We start from the raw sequence: 17126 nt of genomic DNA, 5'->3' as shown, positions 1-17126 counted from the left end.
TTTTTCTATTACTTATATGATCGAAGTGGTTCTTTCCACGGCCACTCACTTCCTATGTTCGATTCCAATAATAATACCGAAACAATTATTCCTGCTTCAAATCCTTTCGTTCCTCCCGGCAGGACGATAAATGCATTCGCCTCTGCAAGTGAAGAAATTGCACTAGATTTATCTAAACCAACTGGTGTAACTTGCAATTTTCCATCTACACTTTCCACTTTCCCTCGTACAAAACGAGTAAATGGGTTTGCTTTTGGAAAGTCTTTCTGTAAAATTGCTTCTGCTCGATATACGTGCGGATCTTTTCTATGCAAATATGTTCCAATGACTGGCCGAACATATAATTCACATCCGACATAACAAGCTGAAGGATTACCAGATAGACCGAATAATAGTTTTCCTTCTAGCTCAGCTACAGTTGTCACACTTCCTGGTCGCATCGCTATTTTGTTGAAAAGTACATTAGCTCGTAATCTCTCATAAATAGCAGGTAAATAGTCATAGTCTCCTACTGAAACGCCACCAGTTGTAATTAAAATATCGACTTCTTTTATTGCTCTTTTTACGGTCTCATAACACGTCTCTAAATCGTCAGCAAATTGTCCATAATAGCGTACAATTCCACCTGCTCGCTCAATTTGAGCAGCAATCATATAGGAATTACTATTTCGAATCTTCCCCAATTTAAGCTGTTCATGTACTTCTAAAAGTTCACTTCCTGTCGCTAAAATTCCAATAACCGGCTGTTTTACAACATGTACGGAACTATAACCAAACGTAGCAAGAAGCGCTGCTACTCCAGGGTTAATAGAAGTCCCTTTTTTCACAAGTATGGCATTTTGTTTTACATCTTCTCCTTTAAAAGAAATGTTATCACCAGCAGCGAAAGAGCGTTTTAATTTCATATAAGTCTTTTCTTTTTCTTCAAATCCTTCCGTTAGCTCTAACATAACAACCGCATTACATCCTGCTGGAATTGCAGCTCCTGTCATAATACGTACAGCTTGAAATGCTTTCACCTCTTCTCTAAAAACCGAACCTGCCCCGATCTCACCAATCACTTCAAACTGAATCGGGTTACTGCTATTTGCTTCTTTTGTATCTTCCGCGCGAATCGCAAACCCGTCGTACGGAGAGCGATCGAAATGCGGGACATCATGATCTACAATAACATCTTCTCCAAGCATTCTACCGTAGCTGTCTATAAGAGAAACCTTTTCTATTTCACCTTGATGAGCATACTCCATTATGCGTGCAACTGCTTCTGCTACTGGAATTGGTTTACGTTTTTCTAGCATTCTTTTTTCACCTCGTTTTGATAAGGATAAACTCGCTTTCAGTTCATCCTATATATTTTGCGTATAATCGTTTTACCATTTTCATATCATTAGTCCCATGAATAAACGCTCTGCCGTCTGTAAATAAAACAAAACGATATTCATCTACTAGAAACGATAGTAAATATGGAGTTTTTTTGACACTCACGCTTTTTTGTAAGCGCTTTTGAATTTCTTCTAAATTAAGAATTCTCTTTATTCCTGGACGGATTTGAACTGTATTCCGCCCGCATAGCACTTCAGTTTTCATCTGTGATCCAAATGTTAAACTTGGGTACGTGCGTACATTCCCACAAGATGGACATGTACTTTTTTTCTGCCTGTTTACTTTTAATGAGATACATTGATTGTTCCAAATATCAAATGATAACATCGTTCCCCTTAGCGCCTTATAATCGTCCACCAATATTTTCATCGCTTCTGTTACTTGGTGAGCAACTACCATTTGTACAGCTGGCTGAATAATTCCTGCTGTATCGCATGTTGCACCGCCCATAGGATGATCCATTAGGCAGCGAAAACATGGTGTTTCCCCCGGAAGAGTTGTATACGTTACACCGTAACTCCCAATACATCCACCATATATCCAAGGTATATTTTCTTTTTGTGACATGTCATTTATAAGTAGGCGCGTATCGAAATTATCAGTCGCATCTAAAATGAGATCCACTTCTTTTACTAACTCTTCCATTTCTTGCATTGTAACATCCGTTACAACTGGTACAATTTCCACTTCAGAATTAATCTTTCTTAAATGTTCTGCCGCTGCAATTGCTTTTGGTTTACACTGCTGTGCATCTTCTTCTGTATATAACTGTTGCCGCTGTAAATTACTCCATTCGACGTAGTCACGGTCAGCAATTGTCAATTTCCCAATCCCCATCCTAACGAGCGCTTCCGCATTTGCAGCTCCTAGTGCACCCGCACCGATTAGGAGCACATGTTTTTTTCTTATTTTTCTTTGTCCCATTTCACCAATTCCAGAAAACAATACTTGCCTTGAATATCGCTCTTGCATAGGGAATCCTCCTTTCGCTATCCACCAATATAAGACATTTCAACTTTTGGACGTTTATTTGTACTTTCAGCCGTTCTTTCATCCGAATACCGATCTGTTCTGCACTCCCATGTATGTTGGAGAATTTTTAATAATGAAGCATCAGAAATATTTTCTCGAAGAAGCGTTCGCAAATCCGTTCCTTTCGTTCCAAATAAGCACGTAAAAAACTTACCGTCTGCCGAAATACGAGCTCTCGTACAAGAGGAACAAAAAGATTCAGAAACAGAAGTAATAAATCCAACTTCTGCATCGCTCCCTACATATCGATACAATTTCGCAACTTCTCCAAAGTAACGAGGTTTAACAGGCTCAATCGGATATACACGATTAATTTTCTCTATTAATTGTTCCTTCGTAATGACTTGTTCAAAGTTCCATCCGTTCGTACTGCCCACATCCATAAATTCGATAAAACGAAGCTGAATTTCTTGTTCTTTAAAATAACGAGCCATAAGAAGAATTTGACTATCATTCATCCCTTTTTTTACGACCATATTTACTTTTACTTCTAATCCAGCTGCTTTTGCTGCTTCAATTCCTTTTAATACAGGTTTTGTACTTACATTTCTTCCATTAATATTTTGGAAGACGTGATCCTCTATCGCATCTAAACTAATATTTACACGTTTTAATCCTGCGTCTTTTAACGCCTTAGCTTGTTTTGCTAAATGAATACCGTTTGTTGTGAGCCCAATGTCTTTTAAACCTTCTAACTTAGCAAGCCTTGCGATTAACTTCGGTAAGTCTTTACGCAATAACGGTTCGCCGCCAGTAAGCCTAATTTTATTGACTCCCATACTTATAAATAATCTCGCTAATCTTTCAATTTCATCGAACGTTAATAAAAACTCTTCCTGTAAAAAAGCATAATCAGGTCCGAACACTTCAGCTGGCATACAGTATGTGCACCTAAAATTACAACGATCAATAACTGAAATACGTAAATCTTGAAGTGGCCGCTCTAACGAATCCCTCATCTTCTCGTGCATCTATATCCCTTCTTTTCTACTGCAATCCTTAGTAGGTTTCATATTTTTTATTTGCCTTTATTATAAAAAAGAAGCTACACATTCAATGTGACTTTTCTCACATTACTTTCCCCATTCAAAAATTCTTCACAAATCCGTTCGAATTTTGTTCACATCTTTAGTCCCATCCACTTTGCGTATTGAACCTTTCAAACTAAAAACTTAAAATCACCTCCCCTTACGGTCATTGAAATTTCACTTTATTTTTAAAATAGCTCTTGCATTTTCAGCATATTTACACTCAAAATAGGAAATGTATTGCTTATAAGAAGAAAGGTGATTGCTGTGGCAAACAGTATGACATTATCTCAAGATTTAAAGGAATTACTTGCATCTGTTGAATATAAAATGCAGATTAAAAAGGGGAGTTTTATTTTTCAAGAAGGTATGGAAGCAACAGAACTCTATATCATCCACTCTGGAAAAGTACAAATTAGTAAACTAAGTGCTGACGGGCAAGAATTAACACTCCGTATTTGTTCGGCATACGACATTATTGGAGAATTAACATTATTCACGGACAATGCGAAGTATTTATTAAATTCAAAATGCCTTGAAGATGTTGAAGTAGGCGTTATAAAGCGTGAAGCCTTAGAAAAAGCATTACTCCAAAAACCCGCTCTTGTATTTGAATTTATGAAATGGATTAGTGAACATTTAAGAAGAATGCAAACGAAGTTCCGAGATCTAGTATTACACGGCAAAAAAGGTGCCCTATATTCTACTCTCATTCGAATGACAAATAGTTATGGTGTGTTAAAAGAAAATGGGATTCTCATCGATTTACCATTAACGAATCAAGAACTTGCAAACTTCTGTGCAACTTCGCGTGAAAGCGTAAATCGAATGTTAAATGATTTGAAAAAAAAAGGTACGATTTCTATTCATAAAGGAAAGATTACAATCCATGATTTACAATTTTTAAAATGTGAAATTGCTTGTGAAGATTGCTCTGCCTCTGTTTGTAGCATAGAGTAGCATCTTATTTAGATGCTACTCTTTTTTTCTTTCATACAGTTATTTCCTAAAAAAGACGAGGCCTTCCATTAGACCTCGTTTCATGTTAGTTGCTAACTTCTATTCGTTTACTGTGGCATTATTTTTTCAATTCATTAGGAATACGTCTTCTGTAAATTACATAACTACGGCTTAAGTATTTAATTGGGGCACTAAATACATGGACAAGTCTAGTAAATGGCCATACTGCGAATAGACCCATACCTGCAATTATATGAATTTTAAACCATACTGGTACTTCCATCATATATTCAACTTTCGGTTGGAAAATAAAGAGACTTCGGAACCACGGACCGATTGTTGTACGATAATCAAACCCTTTTGAGTCGATATTTAAAAAGGTTGAAGAAAGTCCCGCTAGCATTACGATTAGTAATAAAATAAGCGCAATATAATCTCCCCTTGTACTCGTTGCAATGATGCGTTTTACTGTTACACGGCGGTACGTTAATATAATTAAACCGATGATAGAAGCAACACCTGCCGGAAGCCCGAAACTAATTGCTACTACATGATACATATGCTCAGAAATACCTATTGAACGGTATACAGACTCTGGAATTAAAATCCCCATAACATGACCACCAATGACGAACATGATCCCAAAGTGGAATAATAGACTTCCGATTCGGAGCATTTTCTTTTCTAATAGTTCACTAGATTTTGACGTCCATCCAAATTGATCATAGTTGTATCTGAAAATATGTCCACCGATAAAGATTGCAAAAATGATATAGGGAAACAATACCCATAGAAATTGATCCATCATTTTGACAACTCTCCTTTCTAATTTGCCTGTACACCCCATGTATTGATAGCGAGTAGAACAGCGGCGAGAATTGGTTCATACATACAGTTTGCTTCTTTTAATTGCCCGTGCAACGCTTGTATATTTTCCGTGTATTTACTCATAATTGGCTCGCTATCTTTTTCATTCGCGTTTGCAAGAAACTCAAGTAGAAGCGGTAAATAATCAGGTAGTTCTTTATCTGTTACGTTAAAACCAGATTTTTGATAATGCTGTTTTAACTCTAATAATTCAATTCCACGCTCTCTTTGTTCACCTGTTTTCATGTAGGTAAGATACATATTTGTCTTCTTTCCAAAGTCGAATGTATAGACGTAAGAATCAATAAGTTGATTGTCTGTTTTATTTAGCGCTTCTTTTATAAATGTTGTAAGTGATGCTCTGATTTCTTCCTGTTCAATTTCTTGAATCTCTTCCTGTAATTCTAGTAACGCTTCCCTCCAACCTAGTTCAGGATAGGAGAGAAGAAAAGAAGAACAAGAAAAAGCTGTTTGTAAACTTTGTTTCATAGTTTTCTGCCCCCTTTTTTTAAGAAATTGTCGTACAAGAGCCTGGCCCACCTGCGAAAGATAAACCACAACTTCCTTGCTCGCTATATAAATCTGCAACTTGTTCGCGGTGAGACGTCGGGATAACAAAGCGATCTTTATATTTCGCAATAGCAAGAAGACGATACATATCTTCTACATCTTCTTTCGTTAAACCGAGTTCTTTTAATACAGCTTCATTTGGTTCTTTATTAATTTGCAATGCTCTCATATGTGTTCGCATGACAGCCAATTTTTTCAATGTAAGACGAATATGTGATTCATCTCCTGCAGTGAGTAAATTCGCTAAATATTGAATTGGAATACGCATATTATCAATAGCAGGGAAAATCTCTTCTGCTTGCCAGTTACTACCTTTCCCCTCCACCATGTTCATAATTGGGCTAAGCGGCGGGATATACCAAACCATTGGCATTGTACGATACTCTGGATGAAGAGGTAGAGCGATTTTCCAATCGATAATCATTTTATAGATTGGTGACTGTTGTGCTGCTTTAATCCACTCTTCAGGAATGCCTTGTTTTTTCGCTTCAGCTGCTACTTCTGGATCATTTGGATCTAGGAAAACAGTAAGCTGAGATTCATATAAATCTTTTTCATTCTCAACAGAAGCCGCTTCTTTTACTTTGTCAGCGTCATATAGCATTACCCCAATATATCGAATACGTCCTACACATGTTTCAGAACAAATTGTTGGCATACCAGCTTCAATACGAGGGAAACACATTGTACATTTTTCAGCTTTATTTGTTTGCCAGTTAAAATATACTTTTTTATACGGACAAGACGATACACAAAATCTCCATGCACGACATGCATTTTGATCCACAAGAACAATCCCATCTTCTTCACGTTTATACATCGCACCCGATGGACAAGAAGAAACGCAAGATGGATTCATACAATGTTCGCAAATACGTGGTAAATACATCATAAAGACATTTTCAAAATCCGTTTTAATTCCTTCTTCCATTTTCTTGACGTTCGGATCTTGTAACCCTGTTATATGTCCGCCTGCTAAATCATCTTCCCAGTTTGGACCCCATTCAATTTTGTCGATAAATTCACCCGTAATTGCTGATTTCGGACGAGCAACTGGTTGATGCTTACGCTGCGGGCTATTTGTTAATGTTTCATAATCATAATTCCAAGGTTCAAAGTAATCATCAATTGTTGGTTGATCTGGATTGTGAAAAATATTCATAAGACGCTTTATTTTCGAACCGGATTTCAGCTGAATTTCACCATTTTTCAATTCCCAGCCGCCTTTGTATTTCTCCTGATTTTCCCATTGTTTCGGATAACCAATTCCAGGTTTCGTTTCTACGTTATTGAAGTACATATATTCAGCACCTGGACGATTCGTCCAGGTGTTTTTGCATGTTACGCTACAAGTATGGCAGCCGATGCATTTATCTAAGTTCATTACCATTCCGACTTGCGCTTTAATCTTCAAGCCAATCTACCTCCTTCAGTTTACGGATTACAACGTTTAAGTCACGCTGGTTCCCAGTCGGACCATAATAGTTAAATCCATAGCTTAATTGGCCATATCCACCAATCATATGTGTTGGTTTAACGTGAATACGGGTTGGACTATTATGTGTTCCCCCGCGGGTGCTTGTTAATTTCGTACCAGGCACGTTAATGTGACGATCTTGCGCATGATGCATAAATGCCATCCCCCTCGGTATACGGTGCGTTACAACAGCACGTGCTACGACTACGCCGTTACGGTTAAAGCATTCAATCCAATCATTATCAGCAACACCAGCTTCATTCGCATCATCTTTATTCATCCAAACAGTTGGACCACCTCTAAACAGCGTTAACATTGGTAATGAATCGAAGTACATACTATGAATCGACCACTTATTATGCGGTGTTAAATAGTTTAGTGTAATTTCTTTCCCTTCTACTTCAGGGCGTGATTTACGGAATGGTTTATGTTGCAGTATTGGTTTAAATGTTGCCATCGTTTCGCCAAATTCTTTCATCATGTCGTGATCTAAGTAGAAAGATTGTCGACCAGTTATCGTTCTCCAAGGGATGAGACGTTCAACATTTGTTGTAAATGGTGAGTAACGGCGTCCACCTTTTTCAGAACCCGTAAAGGCCGGAGAAGTAATTACTGTTTTAGGCTGCGCTGTAATTTGTTCAAATGTGAAGCATTCTTCTTCACGTTCTTCTGCTAAGTCACGTAGTTTTAAATCGGTTTGTTTTTCAAGCGCTTCCCATGCTTTTACCGCCATATGACCGTTTGTTGTAGAAGAAAGTGTTAATACCGCCTCAGCAGCATTAATTGCTTCTTTTATGTCTGGGCACCCCTTCGCAATAGAATCCGTTCGAACAACTCCTAATCGACTCTTTAATTGCTCATATTCTTTTTCTGCCGACCAAGAAATCCCTTTCGTACCAATCGGTTGTTTTCCGGTATTTGGTCCAAGCGCTGTCATCTTGTCATAAATCGTTTTATAATCCCTTTCGACAACATGAATTTGCGGCATTGTTTTACCTGGGATCGGTTCACACTCACCTTTGCTCCAGTCTTTAATCTTGCCAAGTGGTTGCGCTAATTCTTGCGGTGTATCGTGAAGAAGTGGTGTTGCAACGACTTCTTTCATTGGTTCAAGATCGATTTTCTTCGCTAAATCTGACACAGCTTTAGAAAGAGAGGTGAAAATATCCCAGTCAGAGCGTGCTTCCCACGGTGAACCGATTGCTGGATTAAATGGATGCACAAATGGATGCATATCCGTACTGCTTAAATCATGCTTTTCATACCAAGTTGAAGCAGGTAAGACGATATCAGAATAAAGCGCCGTTCCAGCCATACGGAAATCTAAATTAATGAGTAAATCTAACTTCCCTTCAGGTGCATCTTCATGCCACTTAATTTCTTCTGGTCTTAATGAGTCACTATCGTCATTCATTAATCCGTTTGTTGTACCTAATAAATGTTTTAAGAAATATTCGTGTCCTTTACCGGAACTTGAAATTAAGTTTGCACGCCATACGAATAAGTTACGCGGGAAGTTGTTTTTATTATCTGGGTCTTCAATCGCAAATTTCAGTTCTTTTTCTTTTAGTTTTTGTGCAACGTATTTTCCGATTTCTTCTTGTGTTGTTGCACCAGCAGCAACAGCTTCTTTATATAATTCAATTCCATTCTTCTCGAATGTTGGATAAGAAGGTAACCAGCCAAGTCGTGCTGCTAATACGTTGTAATCACCGTGATGTTGATAACGAGAGTTGCCCTCAACTGGTGATGCTAAATGTCCAACAGGTGTATCTTCATAACGCCATTGATCTGTTACGAAATAGAAGAAAGATGTACCGTTTTGTAATTTCGGTGGCCCTTGCCAATCTTTCGCCATCGCGATTGTTTGCCATCCTTCTGCTGGTCGTAATTTTTCTTGACCAACATAATGTGCCCAACCGCCGCCGTTTACACCTTGTGCCCCAACAAGAAGAACAAGATTTAAAACTGCGCGATAAATCGTATCAGAGTTAAACCAATGGTTAATACCAGCTCCCATAATAATCATCGAGCGGCCATTCGTATCAACTGCATTTTGCGCGAACTCACGAGCAATTTGAATAATAAGCTCTCGCTTTACTCCGGTCATTTTCTCTTGCCATGCAGGTGTAAACGGTACATCATCATTGAAATCTTTTGGTTCTTGCCCGCCGAGCCCTCGGTTCACACCGTAATTTGCTAACGTTAAGTCATATACAGTTGTAACGCACACTTCGCCTTCTTCTGTCATAACTTTTTTCACTGGAATTGTACGTTCTAATATTGTATTTCCATCATCAGAGAAGTACGGAATTTGCACTGTTTCAACACTATCTTCCATTCCAAGTAAAGAAAGACGTGGATCAATCGTTGCACCTGTCTGTTCATCTTCTAAACGTAAGTTCCATTTCTTTTCGTTATCCCAACGTGATCCCATTGTGCCGTGAGGTGTTGCAAAATCATTCGTATTCTCGTTCCAAATTACAGGTTTCCATTCCCCTAACTTCGTTTCACGTCCAATATCAGAAGCATTTAAGAAACGATCAGCAACGAATTGATCTCCTTTTTCTTTCAATGTGACAAAGAAAGGAAAATCAGTATATTGCTTCGCATACTTTGTGAAGTATTCCACTTGATTATCTACGTAAAATTCTTGTAAAATCACATGCCCCATTGCCATCGCAAGTGCACCATCTGTACCTTGTTTCACACTAATCCAATCATCTGCAAACTTTGTAGACTCGGCAAAGTCAGGACTTACAGAAACGACTTTCGTTCCTTTATATCGAACCTCTGCTAAAAAGTGAGCATCTGGTGTTCTCGTCATCGGTACATTTGAACCCCATGTCATAATGTATCCAGAGTTATACCAGTCACTACTTTCTGGTACATCAGTTTGATCACCCCAAATTTGCGGAGAAGCTGGTGGTAAATCTGCGTACCAATCATAAAAGCTAAGCATTGGTCCACCCATAAGTTGCATAAAGCGGCTACCAGCTGCATGACTTAACATCGACATTGCTGGAATTGGTGAAAAACCAACATTTCGGTCTGGACCGTATTTAATTACTGTGTATAGTAATGAAGCAGAAACGAGTTGTAATACTTCATCCCAATTCGCACGAATGAATCCCCCTTTACCACGCGCCTGCTTATACGTACGTGCTTTTTCAGGGTTTTCCACAATGCTTTTCCAAGCGTCTAGTGGTGACTCGTTATTTTGTAGTTCCTCTTGCCACATACTCCATAGAACACCACGTACATACGGATATTTCACACGAAGCGGACTGTAAATATACCAAGAAAAACTCGCTCCACGCGGACATCCTCGTGGTTCAAAATCAGGCATATCAGGACCTGTTGTTGGATAGTTAAGCTCTTGACCCTCCCATGTTACAATTCCATCTTTCACATAAATGTTCCAGCTACAAGAACCAGTACAGTTCACACCGTGTGTAGAACGGATTACTTTATCATGCTGCCAACGCTTTCTGTACACATTTTCCCATTCACGATCTTCATATGTTTCTTGTGTATGATTATCGTTATAACGATCTATTGGTGAAAAATATTTTAAACGTCTCATTAATGCTGAAGGTTTCTTCTTCATACTGTTCACTCCTTTAGTACGTCTCTCTTACATACCCTTACTATAAAAGAGGTTGTAAAATACAGATGTGACATTTCGCACAGTTCAAGAGATTGTCATAAATTCATTTGGAAATCGGTTTAAGGGGCAACATTTATAAGTAAAGATTACTTTGTTTTGTTGTGAAGATTTCGGTCAGCGGTGGGCTTATTAGGAGAATAGTATTTGGAGGATTCACCTTTTTTTGCATAAGAAAAAACGCAGGAGAAATTCCTACGTTTTTATATAAATATATTAAAAAGAGTTTTGATACTACTTCAATAATGCTATAAGGAATTTACTTTTCTGCAACGATACTATTATCAAGACATATTTTATATAAAGTGAAACTTTAATCAGCCCGCAAATAGAGGGATAAAACTACAAATCATTATTTACTGTATTGCCCTTAATTACGGAAACAATTATACTAGATGTTATCTACATATATAATCTGAATATTCATAAAATTACGAGTAGGATTTCCTTTGGGGACATAGAAATTATAAAGTATATCACCATGATTTTTTAACATTTAAGTTTTTCCTATTTATATAAGTTCTCAATATGAACTTATATAAACCATTCCTACTTACCTCTTAGATTAATATTATACTGCATTAAAATGAAGGAACTCCTTTTCTTTAACATAAAAATGAATTAGAAACGATAATAAAATTAGGAGGATTACGATGCCCCAGCTTGATTCATTACATCCCATAGTAGAAAAAATAATCACCAATATTGAAAAATTAATGGTCGGAAAACGAAAAGAAACGATCTTAGCTTTGACAGCTCTCTTAGCTGAAGGTCATGTACTATTAGAAGATGTTCCTGGCGTTGGGAAAACAATGCTAGTACGTGCTCTTTCTAAATCCATTGATGCCGATTACAAGCGTATTCAATTCACACCTGATTTACTGCCGTCAGATGTAACAGGTGTTTCTATTTATAATCCAAAAGAACTCCAATTTGAGTTCAAGCCTGGACCGATTATGGGGAATTTTGTACTTGCTGATGAAATTAATCGTACATCTCCAAAGACACAATCTGCCTTACTTGAAAGTATGGAAGAAGGCACTATCACAATAGATGGCATTACAAGATCGTTACCAAAACCTTTCTTTGTAATGGCTACACAAAATCCGGTCGAATATGAGGGAACATATCCTTTACCAGAAGCTCAGCTCGATCGTTTCTTGTTGAAGCTAAAAATGGGATATCCTACACCAGAAGAAGAATTTGAAATTTTAAACCGGATGGAAAAAACAAATCCACTCTCTCATTTACAAGCTATTACTACAATAAAAGAATTACTTTATTTACAACAAAGCGTACGGGAAGTAAGCATGGACAAAGCAATCAAGCATTACATTGTAAAGCTTGTTACTCAGACGCGTTCTTATAGTTCTATACAGCTAGGTGCAAGTCCACGCGGCTCAATCGCTTTAATGAAAGCTTCACAAGCTTATGCATTCATCCATGGCAGAAATTATGTTATTCCAGACGATGTTAAATTTTTAGCTCCTTACGTTTTAGCTCACAGACTCATTCTAAAAATGGAAGCAAGATTTGAAGGAATAACAGGAGAACAAGTTATCGCCAAAATCGTTGCACGAACTACTGTGCCGACTCAAAGGACGAAAAAACTTTGATGAAACGACTACTACGAGCACTATATCACGTTACGAAGTTATTGCTAATCCCTTTATGCCTAGTCTTAACATTTGTGTACGCTATGCTTCAAGGAGGATTTGTAAGTTGGTTTTTGTTTTACAGTACGATTCCTATTGGTCTTTATTCACTACTACTTCCCTTCTACGCTTTACGAGACGCTGAAGTAAAACGAATAACAAACCAAAATGAATATGCAGCAGGAGAACAATTTTTAAGCACTATTACAATAAAAAGAAAATTTCCTTTTCCCTTACTTTATTTAGTTATAGAAGATGAACTACCTTCACAATTTACAAGTTGTATACAAACGAAGGTGAATAAGGTAATACTCTTTCCAGGATTCAAACGGAATATTTCGTTTCAATATGTTATTGACACAATCCCTAGAGGAGAGCACACTTTTTCAAGCGTACGTGTCAAAACTGGTGATCTATTCGGAATGATGGAGAAAGAAGTAACTTTTTCAGTTCCAGATACATTTTTAATCTATCCCCAGTACGTAGATATAACGTATCGACAATTGGAAAATCATTTCGAACAAGGAGCGCTTTCAGCAAATATAAATTTAGCAAAAGACTCTACAATCTCTGTCGGTGTCAGAGACTATAAACCTGGTGACCGCTTTTCATGGATTGATTGGAAAGCAACTGCACGAACAAACAACATTATGACGAAAGAGTTTGAACAACAGCGCAGCCATAATATTATGATATTTATGGACAGAACTGAGTCCCCTCTATTCGAATCAGTCGTAACGTTTACTGCCTCTATTGTGAGGGCTGTCTTGAAGCAAAATTCACCAGCGTCATTCGTGTCTGTCGGAAAAGAACGAACTTTTTTCCCTTTAGACAATGGAGATAGTCAGTTACAACAAATCTTTTGTCATTTAGCGAAAGTACAAGCAGACAGTGTATTCCCGCTCTCTCGAAGTGTAGAAATGGAATTAAGAAAAATTTATGAGCCCGTAACGATTATACTCGTGACAAGCGATCTTTCTCCCGATATTCAAAAGGCGGCTGACTATACCGCTATAAAAAACAGAAAATTAATGGTGTTTGTCGTGAAAGAAAAAGCAAATCAACTCTCACATCGAGAACTAAGTATTCTAGAAACTCTACAAAAACGAAAAATATTTGTAAATGTGGTTTATGGGAACCGGTATACAAACGTGTTTTTTGAGGTGAGCAAATGATAACATTACAAACAAAATACAAATGGGATATGAGCAGATTCTTCATGCATGCATGCGCATTTTTACTTTTACTAGAATGGCTAAGACCCCTTATAGGTATTACAAACGTAGGTAGATTAGATATTTTTGTAATATTTATAGGAATTTGCTTCACTCTCTCTTTTTTTCAAACAAGGTGGCAGATTCCAATAAAGATCGTCACGATCTTATTCATCATTCATTTCCTGTATTATAAAAATGCTTTTATAAATCCATCTTGGCTAACAAAATTTTTTGCTGATATTTCTCGAAATTCCTCTCTGTTTTTCCAGGGGGATTTGCTAGATATTTCTCCAGTTTTTCCAACATTATTATTTTTTCTATCATTTTGGTTTTTGAGTTCTTTCAGCTCTTTTTGGGTTATTCATAAAAAACGTGGGTTGTTATTTCTTGCATTGACTATTATTTATATCACAACTTTTCATAACTTACATTTATACAATGCAAACTACGCTATTATTCGTACTGTTGTCATCGGCTTTTTTATACTTAGTCTTCTTCAAATAGAACGAATAAAAAAGATGGAACACTTACAAAATTATGCTAGAGCAATCTCAAAATTACTTAGACCTCTTACAATATTTATTGTATTGTCAGCAACCATCGCATACTTTGCTCCAAAATTTGGCCCTCAATGGCCAAACCCAATGGATTTTTTGAAATTCAACACATCTGAAGCAAGTAAAGAACAAGCAGTTTCTAAAATTGGATATGGTCTAGATGACTCGCAATTAGGCGGTCCTTTTAAGCCGGATAATACAATTATTTTTACAGCACAAACGCAAAACAAACAATATTGGAGAGTAGAAACAAAAGATTTTTATACAGGAAAAGGTTGGGATGTTTCTGAAAATCGAAAAAAAGTTTCTTTTAAAAATAAAAACGACGTCGTGAGCTGGTACGAACCAAATACAAAAACGGAGATAACTGAGGCAACAATCACCATGCAAAAAAGTTATCCTCACCTTACCTATCCAGCAGGATTAGTATCAGTTGAGGCTTCTTCTGATGTATCATACAGCGTTGACCCATTTTCAGAAAAAATCTATACGATGCACGGAGACTCTTCTACTACTTTAAATTCGTATAAAGTAACATATGAGGTTCCGGAGTTTTCCATAGAAAATTTGAAATCTGTAAAAACGAATGAAGGTCATGAAACAAGTCCTTATTTCATGACAAAGTACACACAACTTCCCGAATCATTACCGCAGCGAGTAAAAGACTTGGCTGTCAATCTTACAAATGATAAAGACAACCGATATGATAAAGTATTAGCTATTGAAAATTACTTTACAGACAATTCTTTTGTATACGAAACAATGAATGTCTTATACCCTGCCAAAAACCAAGACTATGTAGATCAATTCCTTTTCGATACAAAAAGCGGTTACTGCAATAATTTTTCGACATCTATGATCGTGTTACTTCGTTCTGCTGGGATTCCTGCTCGCTGGGTAAAAGGATTTACAGAAGGAACTCTGGAGAATACACTTGCCTCTGCAGAAGGTGAGAATGTTTATACAATCGCGAACAATAACGCACACTCTTGGGTCGAAGTATATTTCCCAGGATACGGATGGATTCCATTCGAACCAACAAAAGGATTTACCAATCCCTATAATTTTACAAATAATACTCCTGCTTCTACTTCACAAAATAACGAAGTAAATAATTCTAATAACGAGCCAATACACCAACGGAACAATGAAGCAAAGCTCAAAAGTTTAATAGAAAATACAGAAGAAGCCTCTACTAAAAAGATTACAAATTCCAAAAATGATTTTTCTTGGTGGTACGTATTCCTCTCTACGATACCGATTAGTATCATCGGATACATTCTCTTCACCACTAGAATGAAATGGATTACATTTTTTATTATTCTTTTCTATAAATACCGAAAAGATGATGCTGTTTATCAAAAAGCTTACGGTGCACTTTTAAAACAATTTGCGAGAATCGGCATACCACGGGGTGAAAGTCAAACATTCCGAGAATACGCTCTCCACATCGATACACTTTACAATTCGGCCGATATGCAACAACTTACTTTCAGTTATGAGAACGCTATGTATCAAAAGGAACAGGCCGCAGCCGCATGGAAGACATCCGTACACTTATGGGAAGTGCTTATGAAAAAAGCAGCTTCTCTGCCTAAATCAAACGACTACGATAGAGTGATTTAATCTTGATAATGTGAGTTTAAAGAAAACACCTCAAAGAACTACATTGTTCTTTGAGGCGTTTTTTAATAAAGTGAAACTCCTAATTATTCCCCAAGCACCTTCTCAATCTCAACCTCTAAATCCATCGGCTTCGTCTGTGGTGCAAAACGGCCTACTATTTTCCCGTCTTTTCCAATTAGAAACTTAGTAAAGTTCCATTTCACTGCTTTCATACCGAGTAAACCTGGTGCTTGTTCTGTCATGTATGTATAAAGTGGATGAGCCTTGTCACCTTTTACATCAACCTTTGCAAACATCGGGAAGTTTACACCGTAGTTTAATTCACAAAAACTAGTAATATCAGCTTCCGTTCCCGGTTCTTGTCCTCCAAATTGATTACAAGGGAAACCGAGTATTTCTAGTCCTTGGTCTTTATATTTATCATATACTTCCTGTAACCCTTTATATTGTGGTGTAAATCCACATTTACTAGCTACATTTACAATAAGAAGTGCTTTTCCTTCGTAATCTTTTAACGATTTTTCTTCTCCTGTTATTGTTTTAGCTGAAAAATCATAAACTGTCATTGTTCCTACCCCTCTCTTCACTATCATTCTATGTTTATACTATACTACATTCGTGAATATACAGCTCTTATTACGTACTCACATATCGGAATGATAGCGCTTTATTTTCGTTCGAAAATTCGACACAATATACTAGACTTTTATGATGGAAAGTTTTACAATTAATTTGTGAACAAAATGTGACAGTTTATATTTCCATTATAATAGAAAAGGATGGTGTTCATTATGAAAACTGCACAACATGAAACGATTTCAAATCGCGAGTTTTATTTCGTACTATATATGATGTTATTGTATGTTATTGGCTGGGTAATCGATGTAAATGGTTTATTTTTAAGCTCCTACTTTAATTTAGCAGGAGAAATTATGCTTCCGATCGTTGGTGGCATTGTTGGACTGTTCGTTATGTCTATCAATAAAGAACAAACGAAATAACTACATTACAAAAGGGCAGAAGACGAGCTTTCGTTTTCTGTCTTTTTGTATTTTTAGCGTATAATAGATACATACCGTATATAAGG

The 17126-nt window shown here is 37.1% G+C and carries 13 protein-coding genes; 5 read left to right on the top strand and 8 right to left on the bottom strand.

Going from position 1 to position 17126, the window contains the following annotated elements; all coding sequences use genetic code 11:
* Positions 1–8: 8 nt before the first annotated feature.
* Genes NSQ69_RS10695 through moaA form a run of 3 tightly spaced genes read right to left on the bottom strand, consistent with a single transcriptional unit; the run spans position 9 to position 3386 of the window.
* On the bottom strand, positions 9–1298 hold the full coding sequence (locus NSQ69_RS10695) for a molybdopterin molybdotransferase MoeA (RefSeq protein ID WP_341099227.1): 1290 nt from the start codon (positions 1296–1298) through the stop codon (positions 9–11).
* Positions 1299–1341: 43 nt separating this feature from the next.
* The gene (locus NSQ69_RS10690) at positions 1342–2355 is read right to left on the bottom strand and encodes a molybdopterin-synthase adenylyltransferase MoeB (protein WP_078203214.1); all 1014 of its coding nucleotides are present in this window, start codon (positions 2353–2355) and stop codon (positions 1342–1344) included.
* 17 nt (positions 2356–2372) lie between these two features.
* On the bottom strand, positions 2373–3386 hold the full coding sequence (gene moaA / locus NSQ69_RS10685; RefSeq protein ID WP_078203213.1) for a GTP 3',8-cyclase MoaA: 1014 nt from the start codon (positions 3384–3386) through the stop codon (positions 2373–2375).
* Positions 3387–3710: 324 nt separating this feature from the next.
* Here moaA and NSQ69_RS10680 point away from each other — a divergent pair, with 324 nt between their 5' ends.
* A complete protein-coding gene (locus NSQ69_RS10680) occupies positions 3711–4403 on the top strand; it encodes a Crp/Fnr family transcriptional regulator (protein ID WP_087962974.1) in 693 nt (230 codons plus the stop codon).
* 118 nt (positions 4404–4521) lie between these two features.
* On the opposite strand, the gene narI is transcribed toward NSQ69_RS10680, so the two are convergent.
* Genes narI through NSQ69_RS10660 form a run of 4 tightly spaced genes read right to left on the bottom strand, consistent with a single transcriptional unit; the run spans position 4522 to position 10927 of the window.
* Positions 4522–5211, bottom strand: a complete 690-nt coding sequence (gene narI / locus NSQ69_RS10675; protein WP_002127091.1) for a respiratory nitrate reductase subunit gamma — start codon at positions 5209–5211, stop codon at positions 4522–4524.
* A 17-nt stretch (positions 5212–5228) separates the two neighbouring features.
* On the bottom strand, positions 5229–5759 hold the full coding sequence (gene narJ / locus NSQ69_RS10670; protein WP_002031591.1) for a nitrate reductase molybdenum cofactor assembly chaperone: 531 nt from the start codon (positions 5757–5759) through the stop codon (positions 5229–5231).
* 19 nt (positions 5760–5778) lie between these two features.
* Positions 5779–7254 (bottom strand): nitrate reductase subunit beta, encoded by a 1476-nt coding sequence (gene narH, locus NSQ69_RS10665; protein WP_002127089.1) that lies wholly within the window; start codon positions 7252–7254, stop codon positions 5779–5781.
* Positions 7244–10927 (bottom strand): nitrate reductase subunit alpha, encoded by a 3684-nt coding sequence (locus NSQ69_RS10660; RefSeq protein WP_063226484.1) that lies wholly within the window; start codon positions 10925–10927, stop codon positions 7244–7246. Before NSQ69_RS10660 ends, narH begins: the two co-directional genes overlap by 11 nt.
* A gap of 710 nt (positions 10928–11637) precedes the next feature.
* Between NSQ69_RS10660 and NSQ69_RS10655 the strand changes: the two genes are divergently transcribed.
* The 3 genes from NSQ69_RS10655 to NSQ69_RS10645 are packed head-to-tail and all read left to right on the top strand — an operon-like array spanning position 11638 to position 16039.
* On the top strand, positions 11638–12600 hold the full coding sequence (locus tag NSQ69_RS10655) for an AAA family ATPase (RefSeq protein WP_088265730.1): 963 nt from the start codon (positions 11638–11640) through the stop codon (positions 12598–12600).
* On the top strand, positions 12600–13814 hold the full coding sequence (locus NSQ69_RS10650; protein ID WP_341099872.1) for a DUF58 domain-containing protein: 1215 nt from the start codon (positions 12600–12602) through the stop codon (positions 13812–13814). The genes NSQ69_RS10655 and NSQ69_RS10650 overlap by 1 nt, the downstream gene beginning before the upstream one ends.
* On the top strand, positions 13811–16039 hold the full coding sequence (locus NSQ69_RS10645) for a transglutaminase TgpA family protein (protein ID WP_002127084.1): 2229 nt from the start codon (positions 13811–13813) through the stop codon (positions 16037–16039). The genes NSQ69_RS10650 and NSQ69_RS10645 overlap by 4 nt, the downstream gene beginning before the upstream one ends.
* 83 nt (positions 16040–16122) lie before the next feature.
* On the opposite strand, the gene bsaA is transcribed toward NSQ69_RS10645, so the two are convergent.
* Positions 16123–16605 carry a glutathione peroxidase gene (bsaA, locus tag NSQ69_RS10640; RefSeq protein WP_078178746.1) on the bottom strand — a complete coding sequence of 161 codons (483 nt, stop codon included), beginning with the start codon at positions 16603–16605 and terminating at the stop codon, positions 16123–16125.
* Between the two features lie 225 nt (positions 16606–16830).
* On the opposite strand from bsaA, the gene NSQ69_RS10635 reads away from it, so the two are divergent.
* Positions 16831–17040 carry a DUF3925 family protein gene (locus NSQ69_RS10635; protein WP_002127081.1) on the top strand — a complete coding sequence of 70 codons (210 nt, stop codon included), beginning with the start codon at positions 16831–16833 and terminating at the stop codon, positions 17038–17040.
* Positions 17041–17126 lie beyond the last annotated feature (86 nt).

Origin of the sequence: Bacillus sp. FSL R10-2201, assembly GCF_038008665.1 — a bacterium.
Taxonomy (GTDB): Bacteria; Bacillota; Bacilli; order Bacillales; family Bacillaceae_G; genus Bacillus_A; species Bacillus_A mycoides.
The sequence above is the reverse complement of the archived record's forward strand: the minus strand, read 5'-3'. Positions and strand labels throughout refer to the sequence as shown.

What these genes read in the sequence shown, in the direction of transcription:
- NSQ69_RS10695 (WP_341099227.1), bottom strand. Translation starts at nt 1,298, where the DNA reads ATGCTAGAAAAACGTAAACCAATTCCAGTAGCAGAAGCAGTTGCACGC.
- NSQ69_RS10690 (WP_078203214.1), bottom strand. Translation starts at nt 2,355, where the DNA reads ATGCAAGAGCGATATTCAAGGCAAGTATTGTTTTCTGGAATTGGTGAA.
- moaA (WP_078203213.1), bottom strand. Translation starts at nt 3,386, where the DNA reads ATGCACGAGAAGATGAGGGATTCGTTAGAGCGGCCACTTCAAGATTTA.
- narI (WP_002127091.1), bottom strand. Translation starts at nt 5,211, where the DNA reads ATGATGGATCAATTTCTATGGGTATTGTTTCCCTATATCATTTTTGCA.
- narJ (WP_002031591.1), bottom strand. Translation starts at nt 5,759, where the DNA reads ATGAAACAAAGTTTACAAACAGCTTTTTCTTGTTCTTCTTTTCTTCTC.
- NSQ69_RS10660 (WP_063226484.1), bottom strand. Translation starts at nt 10,927, where the DNA reads ATGAAGAAGAAACCTTCAGCATTAATGAGACGTTTAAAATATTTTTCA.
- NSQ69_RS10655 (WP_088265730.1), top strand. Translation starts at nt 11,638, where the DNA reads ATGCCCCAGCTTGATTCATTACATCCCATAGTAGAAAAAATAATCACC.
- NSQ69_RS10650 (WP_341099872.1), top strand. Translation starts at nt 12,600, where the DNA reads ATGAAACGACTACTACGAGCACTATATCACGTTACGAAGTTATTGCTA.
- NSQ69_RS10645 (WP_002127084.1), top strand. Translation starts at nt 13,811, where the DNA reads ATGATAACATTACAAACAAAATACAAATGGGATATGAGCAGATTCTTC.
- bsaA (WP_078178746.1), bottom strand. Translation starts at nt 16,605, where the DNA reads ATGACAGTTTATGATTTTTCAGCTAAAACAATAACAGGAGAAGAAAAA.
- NSQ69_RS10635 (WP_002127081.1), top strand. Translation starts at nt 16,831, where the DNA reads ATGAAAACTGCACAACATGAAACGATTTCAAATCGCGAGTTTTATTTC.